10 protein-coding genes are annotated in these 14,927 nt (G+C 70.7%); 2 read left to right on the top strand and 8 right to left on the bottom strand.

Annotation, left to right across the window (positions count from 1 at the left end):
* Nucleotides 1–15: 15 nt before the first annotated feature.
* A complete protein-coding gene (locus tag ACYVLP_RS17775; RefSeq protein WP_460628658.1) occupies nucleotides 16–1,263 on the bottom strand; it encodes an AI-2E family transporter in 1,248 nt (415 codons plus the stop codon).
* Nucleotides 1,264–1,356: 93 nt separating this feature from the next.
* Here ACYVLP_RS17775 and ACYVLP_RS17770 point away from each other — a divergent pair, with 93 nt between their 5' ends.
* Nucleotides 1,357–2,223, top strand: coding sequence for an SDR family oxidoreductase (locus ACYVLP_RS17770; protein WP_460628657.1), 867 nt, complete (start codon nucleotides 1,357–1,359; stop codon nucleotides 2,221–2,223).
* Nucleotides 2,224–2,241: 18 nt separating this feature from the next.
* On the opposite strand, the gene ACYVLP_RS17765 is transcribed toward ACYVLP_RS17770, so the two are convergent.
* From ACYVLP_RS17765 to ACYVLP_RS17745, 5 genes are all read right to left on the bottom strand, one after another.
* Nucleotides 2,242–3,402, bottom strand: a complete 1,161-nt coding sequence (locus ACYVLP_RS17765; protein WP_460628656.1) for an acetate/propionate family kinase — start codon at nucleotides 3,400–3,402, stop codon at nucleotides 2,242–2,244.
* On the bottom strand, nucleotides 3,399–5,507 hold the full coding sequence (gene pta / locus ACYVLP_RS17760) for a phosphate acetyltransferase (protein WP_460628655.1): 2,109 nt from the start codon (nucleotides 5,505–5,507) through the stop codon (nucleotides 3,399–3,401). Before pta ends, ACYVLP_RS17765 begins: the two co-directional genes overlap by 4 nt.
* Nucleotides 5,508–5,584: 77 nt before the next feature.
* Nucleotides 5,585–6,067, bottom strand: coding sequence for a DUF1003 domain-containing protein (locus ACYVLP_RS17755; protein ID WP_460628654.1), 483 nt, complete (start codon nucleotides 6,065–6,067; stop codon nucleotides 5,585–5,587).
* 8 nt (nucleotides 6,068–6,075) lie between these two features.
* Nucleotides 6,076–6,969, bottom strand: coding sequence for a DUF72 domain-containing protein (locus ACYVLP_RS17750; protein WP_460628653.1), 894 nt, complete (start codon nucleotides 6,967–6,969; stop codon nucleotides 6,076–6,078).
* Nucleotides 6,970–7,002: 33 nt separating this feature from the next.
* A complete protein-coding gene (locus ACYVLP_RS17745; RefSeq protein ID WP_460628652.1) occupies nucleotides 7,003–8,343 on the bottom strand; it encodes a hypothetical protein in 1,341 nt (446 codons plus the stop codon).
* A gap of 218 nt (nucleotides 8,344–8,561) precedes the next feature.
* Between ACYVLP_RS17745 and ACYVLP_RS17740 the strand changes: the two genes are divergently transcribed.
* The gene (locus ACYVLP_RS17740) at nucleotides 8,562–9,905 is read left to right on the top strand and encodes an adenylate/guanylate cyclase domain-containing protein (RefSeq protein ID WP_460628651.1); all 1,344 of its coding nucleotides are present in this window, start codon (nucleotides 8,562–8,564) and stop codon (nucleotides 9,903–9,905) included.
* Nucleotides 9,906–9,932: 27 nt separating this feature from the next.
* On the opposite strand, the gene ACYVLP_RS17735 is transcribed toward ACYVLP_RS17740, so the two are convergent.
* Entirely contained in the window at nucleotides 9,933–10,685 is a 753-nt protein-coding gene (locus tag ACYVLP_RS17735) for a VOC family protein (protein ID WP_460628650.1), read from the bottom strand.
* 395 nt (nucleotides 10,686–11,080) lie between these two features.
* Nucleotides 11,081–14,890 carry a S8 family peptidase gene (locus ACYVLP_RS17730; RefSeq protein WP_460628649.1) on the bottom strand — a complete coding sequence of 1,270 codons (3,810 nt, stop codon included), beginning with the start codon at nucleotides 14,888–14,890 and terminating at the stop codon, nucleotides 11,081–11,083.
* Between the last annotated feature and the right edge of the window lie 37 nt (nucleotides 14,891–14,927).

Here is a 14,927-nt window from a genome sequence, read left to right as displayed (position 1 = left end):
CCAGCTCGTCTCGGCTCAGTGGGCGAGAGACCCGTTGTCGGCGGCCTGGTCGGCCTCGGCCGACTCGACCGACCTTGTGTCAGGACTGACGTCGGGATCACCGCCGCCGTCGTCTGCGTCATCGGCGTCGCTGTCCGGGGCGCGTCCGAGCAGGTGCTTTCCGACGGCGTTCGAGACCGCGGCGAACGGGACCGCAACGAGCGCGCCGACGATCCCGGCGATGATCGAGCCGCAGGCGATGGCGATGATCACGGCGAGCGGGTGGACACTCACGGCCTTGCCGAGCAGGAACGGCTGGAGCACGTGCGACTCGAGCTGCTGCACACCGATGACGACCGCGAGCATGATGAGCGCCACGCCCGGGCCGTGCGCGACGAGCGCGAGCAGCACGGCCACGGCACCGGACAGCAGCGCACCGACGATGGGGATGAAGGCGAGGAAGAACACGAGGATGCCGATCGCGAACGCGAACGGCACATCGAGGATCGCCGCACCGACGGAGATGCCGATCGCGTCGACGAGCGCGACGATCATCGTCGCCCGCACGAACGCCGACAGCTGCTCCCACGCGATGAGCCCGGATGAGTTGACCCGCTCGCGCGCCCCCCGCGGGAAGAGCCCCACGATCCACTTCCAGATCCGGGGACCCTCATAGAGGAAGAAGAACAGCGCGAACAGCGCGATGAACAGGCCGGCGACGAAGTGGGTTGCCGTCAGGCCGATCGAGGTGGCCGTCTGGCCGAGGTTGCCGCTCTGGCTGACCTGCTCGCGGATCGTGTCGAAGTACTCGTTGAACTGCGTGTCGGTGATCTTGAACGTCAACCGGACCCAGTCGCGGATCCGCTCGAGACCCGTGGCCACCTGGCTGGTCAGGTCCGCGAACCCGGTCGTGAACTGCGTGCCGACGAGGGTGAGCAGGCCACTCACCACGATGATCGTGCCGACCACCGTGATCCCGGCGGCGGCCACGGCGGGCATCACGCTGCGAAGGCGCAGGAACAACGGCCGCAGCAGCGCGGTGATGAGCACGGCGATGGCCAGCGGCACGATGACCTCGGAGACCTCGCGCAGCGCGAGCGTCAGGGCGAACACCGCAGCGGCGATGATGAGAAGCCGCCAGGACCACTCGCTCGCCGCGCGCACGCCGGGCGGGACGGTCGAGGCCGGTGCTGCGGCCCTCACGTCAGCCTGCGGGCCCGCGCTCGTGCGGGGCCGCTGGTCCGCTGTGGGGTCCTGCGGCTCGGCCTTCAGGTTCTCGGTCACGTGCACACCGTATGCCGTGGGGCCGACGTTCCGAGGGCAAGCGCCCTATCGTGCCGCGTGCCGCTTCCGACCCGGCTGCCTAGGATCGACAGGGTGGACACGAAGCAGACGACTCCCACACTCGGCGTGACCGGTGCGACCGGCTGGTTGGGCGGACTTGTGGCCCAGGAGCTTTCAGCGCGGGAAGTCCCGCAACGGCTGCTCGTGCGCGACGTAGGCAGGGCACCTGACCTTGCGAGAGCGGTGCCGGTGTCGTGCTCGTATGCCGACCGGCTGGGCAACGCGCGTGCGCTGGCCGGTGTCTCCACCCTGCTCATGGTGTCTGCATCGGAGAATGCCGAGCGGGTCCAGGAGCATGGCGCGTTCGTCGATGCGGCCGCGGGGGCCGGGGTCCAGCACGTCGTGTACATCTCGTTCGCCGGGGCGGCCCCGGACGCGACCTTCACCCTGGCGCGGGATCATTTCGCGACCGAGGAGCGGATCAAGGCCTCCGGGATGGCCTGGACCTTCCTTCGCGACAACCTCTATATCGAGTTCATGGAGCACTTGGCCGGGCCGGACGGCGTCATCCGAGGTCCGGCAGGCGAGGGTCGCGCAGCCGCCGTTGCCCACGCGGACATCGCCCGAGCCGCCGTCTCGGTGCTGCTCGACCCTGCGGCGCACGCGGGCCGCACGTACACGCTCACCGGGCCCGAGGCGCTGAGCCTGTCAGAGGCGGCCGCGGTCGCGACCGAGGTCACCGGCCGCCCGTTCTCGTTCCACGACGAGACGGTGGAGGAGGCGTATGCGTCACGGGCGGCATACGGCGCTCCTGGCTGGCAGGTCGACGCGTGGGTCTCCACGTACACGGCGATCCGCGCAGGCGAGCTCGTCGAGGTGACCGGCGACGTCGAACGGCTCACGGGACGGCGGCCGACCTCGCTGCGCGAGTATCTCGAGCAGCAGGCAGCCTCCCGGTGAGGAGCCTGAGCGGCCCGGTCAGCGAGCAGCCTGGGCGACGACGTCCGAAGTCTGCCGCGCAATGGCGAGCTCCTCGTTGGTCGGCACGACCGCGACCGTCACGGGCGAGCCGTCCGGCGAGATGACCCGAGCTTTGGACGCGCGTTCCTCGTTGCGTGCACCATCGACGCTGATGCCGAGCCCCTCCAGCCCGTCTGTGACGGCGGCCCGAAGGGGCGGGCTGTTCTGCCCGATGCCGGCGGTGAAGGCGAGCACGTCGATGCCACCGAGGATGGCGACGTACGCACCCACGTAGTGCTTGAGCCGGTGCACGAAGACGTCGAAGGCGAGGCGCGCGGCCTCGTCGCCGGACTCGACGCGGTCGACGAGCTCGCGGAAGTCGTTGACGCCGCTCAGGCCGAGCAGTCCCGACTTCTTGTTGAGCACGGCGTCGATCTCGTCGAGCGAGAGGCCCGCCTCACGGTTGAGGAACGCATGCAGTCCCGGGTCGACGTCGCCCGATCTCGTGCCCATGACGAGGCCCTCGAGCGGGGTGAGTCCCATGGACGTGTCGACGGCCTTGCCCCCGCGGACTGCCGACGCCGAGCACCCGTTGCCGAGGTGCAGGACGACCTGACGGAGCTCACCGACCGGTCGCCCGAGCAGGTCTGCCGTTGCCCGCGAGACGAACTGGTGGGAGGTGCCGTGGAAGCCGTACCGGCGGATCGCGTGGCGGCGGGCAAGGTCCGCGGGGACGGCATACGTCGACGCTGCCGGCGGGAGCGTCGCGAAGAACGCCGTGTCGAAGACGGCGACGTGCGGCACGTGGAACCGCGCACGCGCGGCGGTGATGCCCACGACAGCAGCCGGGTTGTGCAGCGGCGCAAGGGGGTTCAGCGACTGGATACGCTCGAGCACCTCGTCGTCGATGACGACCGGGGCCGAGAAGTCGGGGCCGCCGTGCACGACTCTGTGGCCGACCGCCCGCAGCGGCACCTTCGCGAGGTCGACTCCCTGCTCGCGCAACCGGGCCCGCATCGTCGCCAGTGCCGCGGCATGGTCGGCTACGTCGCTCCCGCTCTCCCCGATCCGCTCGACGAGGCCGCTGGCGCGCACCTCCGCGGTCTCGGGCACGACGAGCTGGTACTTCAGGGACGACGAGCCGGCGTTGAGGACGAGGACAGGATCAGGGGTGCTCACGCGACCTCACCGCCGGCTGCAGCGCCCGAGCTCCCTTGCGCCTGAACGGCGGTGATGGCGACAGTGTTGACGATGTCGTCGACGAGCGCACCCCTCGAGAGGTCGTTGACGGGCTTGCGCAGACCTTGGAGGACCGGCCCGATCGCCACGGCATGAGCGCTGCGCTGGACCGCCTTGTAGGTGTTGTTGCCCGTGTTGAGGTCGGGGAACACGAACACAGTGGCGCGACCGGCGACGTCGGAGCCGGGCATCTTGGCTCGACCCACGACCGGGTCGACCGCCGCGTCGTACTGGATGGGGCCGACGAGGCGCAGGTCCGGCGCTCGCTCGCCGACGAGCTCCGTTGCGGCCCGGACCTTTTCGACTTCGGCGCCACTGCCGCTCGAGCCCGTGGAGTAGGACAGCATCGCCACACGCGGGTCGATCCCGAACTGCTGCGCCGTCTGAGCCGACGAGATCGCGATGTCGGCGAGCTGCTCGGTGGTCGGGTCGGGGATCACGGCGCAGTCGCCGTAGACGAGGACGCGGTCCGCGAGACACATGAGGAAGACGCTCGACACGGTCTTGACGCCGTCCTTGGTCTTGACGAACTCCAGGGCCGGCCGGATCGTGTGCGCCGTCGTGTTGACGGCGCCGGACACCATGCCGTCGGCGAGGCCGAGGTGGACCATCATCGTGCCGAAGTACGAGATGTCCGTGACGATCTCGCGCGCCCGGTCGACGACCATGCCCTTGTGCGCCCGCAGGTCCGTGTAGGTCCGTGCGAACCTCTCGACGAGCTCAGGGTCGAGCGGCGACACGATCCGCGCCTCGTCGATGTCGAGCCCCAGCGCGGAGGCGCGCGCCCGCACCTTGTTCTCGTCACCGAGCAGGGTGAGGTCGGCGACCCCGCGTCGCAGCAGCACATCAGCGGCCTGGAGGATCCGGTCGTCCTGGCTCTCGGGCAGGACGATGTGCCGACGGTCGGACCGCGCCCGCTCCATGAGCTGGAACTCGAACATCAGCGGCGTGCGCACCTCTGACGCCGACACGTCGATCGCCTCGAGCAGCGCCGCCTGGTCGACCTGCTCGGAGAAGATGCGGCGTGCCGTCTCGATCTTGTTGCGCGCGGTTTTCGTCATCGGCCCCCGCACCTGCATCGCGCGCTGGGCCGTGCTGAACGTGTCGTCGGACGTCAGGGCGATGGGCAGGTCCTGCTGCACGCCGGCCGACAGGCGTGCGATCGTCTCGGGGATCTCGTAGCCGCCGGTGAGGATGATCCCGGCGAGACCGGGGAACGTGCCTGACTGGTGCGCCAGGACGAGACCGGGCACGAGGTCAGTGCGGTCGCCGGGAGAGATGACGGTGACGTCGGTGCGAAGCCGGGCCAGCACGTTGGGCAGGCTCATCGCCGCAACGAGCAGGCCGAGGCTGTCGCGGTCCATCCAGGCCTCGTTGCCGAGGACCAGCCGGCCGTGCACGGCCTCGACGATCGCGCGGAAGCTCGGCGCGGCGAGGAGGGCGTTCTCGGGCAGGGCCGCGGTCACCGGGAACGCCATCTCGGCCAGGGTCGCTCGCACGGCCTCGAGGTCGTCCGGCTCGACGCGGTTCGCGATGACGGCGACCGTGTGCGCGTGCTGCGCCTTGAGCTCGGCGAGGGCGCTGTCTGCGGCGACCCGGATCTGGTCCGGGGTGCGGTCGCGGCCGTGGACCACGAGCACGACCGGCGAGCCGAGGTTGGCGGCCACCCGCGCGTTGAACGACAGCTCCGTGCCGGTCGAGACGTCGGTGTAGTCCGACCCGAGGACCAGGACGACCTGGAACCGTGAGGCGAGCCGCCCGAACCGCTCGACGATGACGTGCAGGGACTCGTCGGGGTCATCGTGGGCCTGCGCGTACGTGACGCCGATGGCCTCGTCGTACGTCTGGGCCATCCCTGGCTGGCTGACCAGCATGTCGATGATGTGGTCGACCTCGTCGTCCGGCCCGCTGCCCCCCAGGGTCGTCAGTGGCCGGAACACCCCGACCGAGCCGACCTCACGGATCAAGGCATCGAGCAGGCCCAGGGCGACTGCGGACTTGCCGGTCAGTCCCTCGGGTGACGCGACGTAGACGCTGCGGCTCACGTCACGAACCTATCGGGCCGGCCGGCATACGGGCCAAGCGGCCACCCCCGGCCGTGAGCTCGGGTCGCTCGGGCTCGTCACGGAGCGCCGGCGCTCGTGCGACGCTCGAGGGACTCCAGCCGGCTGCGCAGGTCGTCGTGCATCTCGGTGATCAGCGCGAGCTGCTTGGTGGTGATGTGCAGCAGGGTCTCGACGTCCTGCTTGGCGGCGACATTCGTGTCGTAGTCGTGCTGTGCGAGCTCGGCCGTGACGGCGTCCTGGCGCTTGGCGGCGATGAGCAGGATCGCTCCCTGCAGACCGGCCAGCATCGACAGGAACAGGTTGAGCAGGATGTAGGGGTACGGATCCCAGCCCGATCCAATGGAGTTGACCGTCGCCCACGCGATCATGAAGGCGACGAAGGCAAGGACGAAACCCCAGCTGCCCATGCCGTTGCGCATGACGTCGGCGGCGCGCTCGCCGAAGGAGAGGGACTCCTGGCGAGCCTGGTGCCAGTTCTTGTCGGGGACGAGCCGGGCGCTCGCCGGTGGGATGCGCCAGCGGCGCTCGTGCTCGCTCATGTCCTTGTTCACTTGTCCTCGATCTCGGATCTCGTTGTGGCCGTGGATGATTCGGGGGTGGAACCTGTCTGACGCGGGGCAGGGGCCGCGCCCAGGAGCTCGAGCAGGCGGACAGCGTCGTGCGGAGCGTGGCCCAACGCGTCGTTGTCGAAGTAGACGAAGACGTCATGCCCCGCGTCGGCCCAGGCCGTGCACTGCGCGGCCCACCGATCGAGCGACTCGGTGGTGTAGCCGCTGGCGTAGAGCTCGGTCTCGCCGTGGAGCCGCACGTAGCGGAAGTCGCTGGTGGCATCGCGCATGGTCGGCCACCGTCCGGCGCTGTCGGCCACGACGAGGGCGATGTCGTGGTCGGCGAAGAGCGACCGGGCCTCGTCGGTGTCGAAGCTGAGGTGCCGTGGCTCGAGTGCGTGGCGGATCGGGCCCACGAATTCCGTTGTCGTCAGGGCGTGGTCGTCGTCGAGCTTGTCATCGTGATGGTCGGCGAGCTCGGCTGCGGCGGTCGTCGACCGAGGGAGAAGGTCGAAGAACGCGCCTATCCGGTCAGGGTCGTAGCGCAGGCGCTCGGGGAGCTGCCACAGGATCGGCCCCAGCTGCTCGCCGAGCGCCAGGAGTCCCGAGGCGAAGAAGTTGGCGAGGGGCGTCTCGACATCACGGAGCTGCTTGAGGTGGGTGATGAACCGGCCGCCCTTCACGGCGAAGTCGACCGAGGGCGGCACGGCAGCCCGCCACGCGGCATACGAGCTGGGTCGTTGAAGGGAGTAGAACGACCCGTTCAGCTCGACGGACGTCATCCGCTCAGCGGCATACGTCAGCTCGAGACGCTGAGGGAGCCCGCGCGGGTAGAAGTCGCCGCGCCACGTGGGGTAGCGCCATCCCGACGTGCCGACGTGGAACCGGCCCATCCTCGGAGCCTAGGCGGGCCCGCTCCTGCGTGGTTACGGGACGCGCGGGCCGGCCGGACCTGCAGGCGGACTGCCGGGGCCGTCGGGGCCGTCGGGACCGCCGGAGTCGTCGGGCGGCTCGGGCGTCCCCGGGGGCTCCGGTGTTTCCGGAGTCTGCGGCGTTTCCACGGCCTCGGTGGGCCCGGCCGTCTCGATCGGGACGGTGGGCTCGCCTGTGGTCGGGATCGGCGCGGTCGGCTCGCCGGTCGCTGGCTCCGGGGTCGTCGGGAGCTCGGCGGTCGGCGGCTCGGTGGTCGGCAGGACGGCCGCCGGGGCACCCGGTGCTGCCGGCGGGGGCCCGTCGTCGATGGGGTCCGAAGGCCCGTACGCGGGGCCGGTCGCGCCCGCCGCTCCGGTGGTGCCGGACGGTCCGGTGGTGGCCAGGGCCGCCTCGAGCTCGCCCACGATGTCGGCCAGGTCCGTGGCGAGCGTCTCGTCCGGCCCTGTCGTGGTGACGACATCCATCCGCTCCCGTGCCGAGCGTGTCGTGTCGCGCAGGAGGCGGGACTGCTCGCGCGTGATGTCGTCGGGGGCAGAGGCGTTGAGCGCGGTGAGCCGGTCCTCGGCGGCAACCACCCGCGCGGACGACACGGCCCAGCCGCCGGCGGCCTGCTGGCGCGACCCGGTGCGCCGGAGCTCGGGGATGAGCTGCCTTGCGAACCAAGCCATCTCGGCCCTGGCGGCCTGCAGGTCCGCCTGCCACTGCTCACGCCGCCTGCGGCGCAGGATCAAGGGGATCGCGATGGCGAGCGCGATGATGATCGCGGCCAACAGCCACCACACCCAGGCCGGGACGCCGGACGTCTCTGCGCCGGCGTTCTCGGCGGGGACCGTGCTCGGAGCGGTCGGCTCGGCCGTGGTCGTGGTGGTGGTCGGCGACGGGGTCTCGGTCGTGGTGGTCGGCGAGCTCGTCTCGGTCGGCGTCGGGGACTCCGTGGGCGTCGTCTCGGTCGGAGTCGGTGTCGGCTTCTCCGAAGTCGGGGTCGGCTCCGGCGTCGTCTCTGTTGGGGTGGGCGTCGGCTCGGCCGTCTTCGTCGGCGTCTTGGTGGGCGTCGGGCTCGGCTCAGCCGTCGGCTCGGTCGTCGGCTTCGTCGCAGTCGGCTTCGTCGCTGTCGGGATCGAGGCGGTGGGCAGGGCCACGGTCGGCACCGTCACCGCGGGGAGCGTGACGGTCGGGACCGTCACCGTGGGGAGCGTCACGGTGGGCAGCGCAGCTCCGGTGGCCGGCGGGCTGATCGTCGGCCGGTTGATCCCGCCACCCTCGCCGCACGCGGACAGGAGCGTGACACTGCCGACAAGCAGGACGGCGGCGCGAGTGGAGAACTGCAGCTTCATCGATAACCCTCTCCGGTGCAGACACGGGTGCGGCGAGCCGGTTGGTGCGATTCGAGCAAAACTCTGCTTGGCATCGTGCCGGATCAGCCGGGTTCAGGGAGCGTTTCGCGGTCATCGGGCTTCGTCAGGGATCGTCGGCACTCAGTGGGAGATGTCGGTAGTCACCGGTGGCCATCGGCTGGGAGTCCTACACTCCGAACCAGGTCGGAGGAGAAGGTGTGCGACCGGAGACCAAGTACGTCAAGTCCGCTGGGGGCTACGTGGCCTACCAGGTCTTCGGCGAGGGCCCGCGCGACATCCTCTGGGTCACCAACTGGGGGACGAACCTCGACGCCATGTGGGAGGAGGCGGCCCTGGCCGACTTCTTCCACCGCCTCGCGCGCATCGGCCGGGTGATCTGCTTCGACAAGCGGGGCACCGGCGTCTCCGACCCCGTGCCGCTGACGTCACTGCCGACGCTCGAGGAGTGGATGGACGACGCACGGGTCGCGATGGACGCCGCCGGGTCACGGCAGGCCGCTGTGATCGGTGACACCGAGGGCGGGCCGATGGCCATGCTCCTCGCGGCGACGTTCCCCGACCGCGTCGGGGCGCTCGTGCTGCTCAACACGTTTGCGCGCTGGCGCCGCGCCGCCGACTACCCGATCGGTATGCCGGAGCCCACCTGGCACCGGCTCGTCGCGCGGTACGAGACCCACTGGGGCCAGCACCCCGCGATGCTGGCGCTCACCGCTCCCAGCCAGGCCGGCGATGCGCGGGCGGAGGAGTGGTACATGCGGTACCAGCGGCTCTCGATGCCGCCGGGGGCCGCAACCCGGATGTACCGGTGGGTGACCCAGCTCGATGTGCGCAGCGTGCTGCCGGCGATCTCGGCGCCGACGCTCGTGCTGCACCGGCAGGAGAACCAGCACTACCGGCTGGCCTTCGGGGAGTACCTGGCCACACACATCCCCGGTGCGCGGTTCGTCGAGCTGCCCGGGGCCGACTGCTACCCGTTCTACACCACGGACAGCGACGCGGTGATCGCCGAGGTGCGGGACTTCCTGACCGGCACGAGGGACACGCCACGGGCCCGGCGGGAGCTGGCGACTGTGCTGTTCACCGACATCGTCGGCTCGACGGACCTGGCCGCCCGCCTCGGCGACTCCCGCTGGCTGGAGGTGCGGTGGGCGCACGACGAGGTGGTCCGTCGCGGGCTCGCGGCCTTCCGCGGTCACGAGGTCAAGACGACCGGCGACGGCTTCCTTGCGACGTTCGACGGACCGGCCCGTGCGGTGCAGTGCGCGGACCGGATCCGCGACGCCATCCGCTCGCTGGGCCTGCAGGTCCGGGCCGGGCTGCACACGGGTGAGATCGAGGTGCTCGACGGCGATGTCGGCGGCATCGCGGTGCACCTCGCCGCACGGATCATGGCGCTCGCGGGCGGGAGCGAGATCCTCGTCTCGGGAACGGTCACCGACCTGGTCGTCGGCTCCGGCATCACCTTCGCCGACCACGGTTCGCATGAGCTCAAGGGCGTCCCCGGAGCCTGGCAGCTCTTCCAGGTGATCGGCGTCCCGTGACTTCGCCCGGCCGGAAGGCGTCGCGGGTCAGGGGCGGCGGGGGAGGACGCAGAACTCGTTGTCGTCGGGGTCGGTGAGGACCACCCGGTCGACGTCGCTCCGGCCGGGGTCGAGCCGGGCCGCCCCGAGCGACACGAGCCGGGCCGCCCCGAGCGACACGAGCCGGTCCACCTCGGCCTCGACGGCGCTGTCAGCCGTGGGCATCAGGTCGAACTGCAGCCGGTTCTCGCCGAGCTTCGGGTTCACCGGAGGACCGCCCCAGGTGATCTTCGGCCCGCCGTGGGGCGAGCGGATCGCCGTCTCTTCGTCCTGGTCCCAGACCAGCGGCCAGCCCAGCGCCGCGCTCCAGAAGTACCCGACCGCCTGCGACCCGTCGCACGCAAGGGCCCCCACGAATCCGCAGTCGGCCAGGAACCTGTTGCCCGGCTCGATGACGCAGAACTCGTTGCCCTCCGGGTCGGCGAGCACGACGTGCTCCTCCTCGGGGAGCTGTCCGACGTCCGTATGCCGCCCGCCGAGCTTGAGCGCCCGGGACACCGTGGTCTCCTGGTCCTCGAGCGAAGCGCTCGTCAGGTCGAAGTGCATCCGGTTCTGGCCGAGCTTGCTGGCCCGGCTCGGCAGGAACCGCAGCCGGAACCCGGTGTCGTCGCTCGGCACCAGGGCCCGAGCGCCCGGTTCGGAGTCGTCAGCGGGCGCCCAGCCGAGCACGCCGGCCCAGAAGCCCGCCAGCCGCTCAGGCTCCCTCGCCTGGAAGGACAGTGCGAAGAGCTCGAGACCCACGGGGACTCCAGTCGTCTGGCCACCGGTCAGAACAGTGACATCACGGACATCGGCCCCGTCCACGCTAGGACGCCCGGCTCGAGCGTCGCAACGCGATTACCTGGGCGCCGCCGCAGGGTGCAGGCGCCGGGGACATGACGGTGCCCGGGACCAAGGGTGGTGGTCCCGGGCACCGGGTGACCGGTCGGCCCATCAGGTATGCCGGCCGGTCGCGGCCCTGCGGTTCGGTCGTCGCGCCTCGGCGCCCCCTCTTGACGCTGATCGAGGCTGACCCTCCTCTCCTCCCCGCGGCCGCAGTCACGGTGGCTCCCAGGATGGTGGGAGCACCACGTTCTCAATGCAGCTGACAGGTGAGCCCTGGGGAGGGCCCAGGGCTCACCTGCTCTTCTTCTGTGTCAGCGCACGTCGTACGCGCGGGTGATGGTCTGCAGCACCTTCGCGCCGTTGGCGTCGGTGAGCTCGACCCGCAGGCTGACCTGCTTGCCCGACTGACCGGCGTGGTCCACGACGAGGTTCGCACCGGTGGCGGTGAGGGTCGTCGTGCCCGGGACCCACGTCTTGCCGGCGTCGACCGAGGTCCACACCTTGGCGTCGACGATCGCGCCGGAGTCGTAGCCGGGGTTGACCTGGACGCGGGCCGGGATCGTCACCAGCCCTGCCGCGACGGTCTTGAGGCCGTCGGCCGGGACGTCGAGGCGCGGAAGGAGCATCGGCAGCGCACGGCTGTAGACGTCGGGCTCCTCGTGCGAGCTGAACGACCACGTGGTGTCGGTCGCGGCCGAGCGCTTCCAGTACCGGAAGCTCGAGCTGGTGGCCTTGTCCACGTGCAGCGTCAGGTCGTACCGGGCGTCGTCGGACGGGACGGTGAACACGCCGTACGGGTCGTAGCTGTACCCGATCTGCACGCCGTTGCGCTTGAGCGTGAGGTTGCCGAAGTCGCCGAAGCTGCCCTGGTCGGCGTAGTGGTTGGCGGCGTCTCCCCAGACCATCGGGGCGACACCGATGAGCGTGCCCTGACGCTCGCCGACCATCTGCGGCTTGCCACTGGTGTCGTTACGCAGCGCCGGCGCGAGGGCCCCGTCGTACCACGAGTCGGAGTCCTGCTGGCCCGGGGTGAAGGTGCGCCACTTGTCGCTCATGACCTCGGCGAACGGGAAGCTCGACAGGATCGACTTGAACCACTGGCTGCCGTCACCGGCGGTGAAGTACTCCGTGCGGCTGCTCGGCGTGGCGATCGGGTCGCTGCCCAGGGCGAAGGCCACCGTGCTCGGGCGCTGGACAACGGTCTGGTCGATCATGTCCGTCGCGACGCCCATGCTGGCGTAGCTCGAGGTGATGTGACCCAGCGAGGCGTCGGTCACGTCGTGCTTCTGCGGGGTGACGAGCTGGCCGTCGTTGAAGAAGCCGAGCGTGTAGGCGTACGGCGTCTTGTTCTGCGCCGACCAGGTCAGCGTGGACGGACCAGCGGCGAGCTCGGAGCCGAGCGCCGCGCCCTCAACAGCCGGCAGGGTGTAGGTCGGCACCGCGGCGGCGGCGTTCGAGCTCGCCGCAGCGAACCACGTGCCGGGGTCGTCGCGGTAGAGCAGCAGGGCCTTGGCGTGGGCAGCCGCTGCGCGGGACTGGATCGAGAAGTCGTCCGCACCGATCGCGACGTGAGCCACCGCGACCTTACCGGTCAGGTCGAGCGGGACGAACTTCTGAGTGGTGGGGTCCCAGACCTTGAAGTCGCTCGCGGCGCCCGCGCCGACGGAGACCACCGGGCCCGTGCCGTCGCCGTCGAGGTTGCCGATCCCGAGCTTGGCGGACAGGGGGTGCAGTGCGAGCCCACCCGAGGTGGTCATCGACGTGACCGGAGGCGCGACCAGGCGGCTGTAGTCACCGAACTCGAACGAGCCGTCTCCCTTGGCGACCTTGCCGTCGACCTGGGCGTAGAACTCCTTGGTGCCGGCGTTGGTGCCCATCGACCCGGCGTAGTACCGGTTCGTCGGCCACAGCCGCTCGAAGGTCAGCGTCGTCGAGCGCTGCTCGCTCGGCTGCTCTGTCGTGACCGTGAGCGGGTGCGCCTGCCGGGCGTCGAGGACGATCGTGGTGTCCTTGTCGATGGTGATCTCCGGCTTGGCCAGGTAGGTGAGCGACTGTGCGGCCGCCCGGCTGTTCGCGGCCGTGCCCGGGGTGGGCGTGGTCACGAACGAGCTGAGGAAGAACTTGCCCGGGCGCAGGGTGTAGGTCTGGTCCTTGCCGGCGACGGGACGGTTCTCGCCCTTCGACGTGTCGGTGTTGACCAGGACGACCGAGGACGAGCCGGTCGCCGGCTTGCCGTTGCGGTCGATGACCGACACCTTGACGGTCACCGCGGGGGCGGTGGCATACAGGTTGAACGCCGTCGACACCCGCTGGGTGCCGCCGGTCGCGACGATCCGGGCGGTGATGTCACCGAGCGCGCTGGCCGGGATGTTGGCCCCGAGCTGAACGGTGACCGGGACGTCCGCCGTGCCGTGCGCCGGGACGACGACGTGCTGCGGGGTCCGGATGAGCGGCGTGTTGATCGGGTTGTTGTCGTTGCCGAGCACCTTCTCGACGGACAGACGGAGGTCGATCGCCGCATCGCCACGGTTGGTGTACTTGAGCGTGCTCGGCGCGTAGGCGTGGGTCTGCGGGTAGTCGAAGGCGCCGCCATAGACGGTCGACTGTGCGGTGACGGTCTGGGAGACCATCCGCGCGACGTCGAGACGTCCGGCGCCGACCTCCTGCGCACCACCCGGGACTGTCGGGTCCGCCGAGGAGGTGAGCAGCTGCTTCAGCTCGGCACCGGTCAGCGACGGGTCCTCCTCGTGGGCGATGGCCGCAGCTCCGGCGACGTGCGGGGTCGCCATCGACGTGCCGGACATCCTCTGGTAGGCGTACACGCCGCGCCCGCCGGCGTTGGCGGCAAGGATGCTGACGCCGGGGGCGGCGATCTCGGGCTTGGTGAGATGGTTGGTGCCGGCCGGGCCGCGGCTCGAGAAGTATGCCGTCGCGTCCGCGGAGTCGACCGCGCCGACCGTGAGGGCGGAGGTAGCACAACCGGGGCTCGAGACCGTGTTCGGCCCGGCGCCCATGTTGCCCGCCGCGATGACGAACAGGCTCTTGCTCGATGCCGACAGCGCGTTGACGGCCTGGGCGATCGGGTCGTCGCAGGCGGTGGCAGGCGTCGGGGCGCCGAGGCTCATGGAGATGACGTCGGCCTTGTTGTCCACCGCCCACTGCATGCCGGCGATGATGTCCGCGTCGTAGCCTGCACCGGAGTCGCCGAGCACCTTGCCGATGAGCAGGCTGGCACCGGGGGCGACACCGCGCTCCTTGCCGGCGCTCGCGGCGCCGGTTCCGGCGATCGTCGAGGCGACGTGCGTGCCGTGGCCGACGAGGTCGTTGGTCCCGTTCGGGGAGCGGGTGAAGTCCTTCTTGTCAGCGATCTGGCCAGCGAGGTCAGGGTGGCCCGCGTCGACACCGGTGTCGAGGATGGCCACCTTGCTGCCCTTGCCGTCGAGGCCGGCCTCCCAGGCCACCGGGGCGCCGATCTGCTTGGTGGAGTCGGCCATCGTGGCGCGCACCGGGCGGTCGAGCCACAGCTTGGCCAGGCCGCTGCCGGAGGCCGAGGCCGCGTCGGTCAGGTCGGCCCAGGCGGCCTGGGTGTCCGACTTGTCCACGGCATACGCCAGCGAGTTGACGGCGTCCAACGGCGTGGTCTCGCCGGCGCCGGTGGGCGCGGGAGTCGAGTCGGAGACCGTGCGGCTGTCCTTGTCGTACTGCGCGATGACCCGGATCGAGTCCGCGTGGGCGTCGTCGAAGCCGGCCGCGACCAGCCCGGTCACGTTGAACAGCTCCCTGTCGACCAGGTTGGCCGCGAGGGCCTGGGTGGTCGATGCGGGGAAGACGTACAGGTTGTCGCCGTCGCGCAGGGTCTGGTACTCGGGGACCGTGCCGTCCTCGCCGGGCAGCAGCTGGGCGACCGGCTGTCCGTCGGCGGTGCGGGTGACCCGGACGCGGTCGCCCGAGATCAGGGTCACCGTGGCCGACTTCTGGGCCGCGGCCTGGTCCGCCGAGCCGACGATGGGCTTCGGGTCGGAGGCTGCCGAGGCGCCGAGGACGGATGGGGACAGAGCGGTCGCGGCGATGGCAAGGATGCCAGCGGACGCGAGGGTATGACGTCGCCAAGTGCGGCGCATGGGAGGACCTCCGTGAGGATGGAGCCGGGCTTGGTAC

It is taken from the genome of Intrasporangium mesophilum (genome assembly GCF_054783095.1).
Note: the sequence above shows the minus strand (reverse complement) of the source record. Positions and strands in the feature narration are given on the sequence as shown.

What these genes read in the sequence shown, in the direction of transcription:
- ACYVLP_RS17755 (WP_460628654.1), bottom strand. Translation starts at nt 6,067, where the DNA reads ATGAGCGAGCACGAGCGCCGCTGGCGCATCCCACCGGCGAGCGCCCGG.
- ACYVLP_RS17750 (WP_460628653.1), bottom strand. Translation starts at nt 6,969, where the DNA reads ATGGGCCGGTTCCACGTCGGCACGTCGGGATGGCGCTACCCCACGTGG.
- ACYVLP_RS17745 (WP_460628652.1), bottom strand. Translation starts at nt 8,343, where the DNA reads ATGAAGCTGCAGTTCTCCACTCGCGCCGCCGTCCTGCTTGTCGGCAGT.
- ACYVLP_RS17730 (WP_460628649.1), bottom strand. Translation starts at nt 14,890, where the DNA reads ATGCGCCGCACTTGGCGACGTCATACCCTCGCGTCCGCTGGCATCCTT.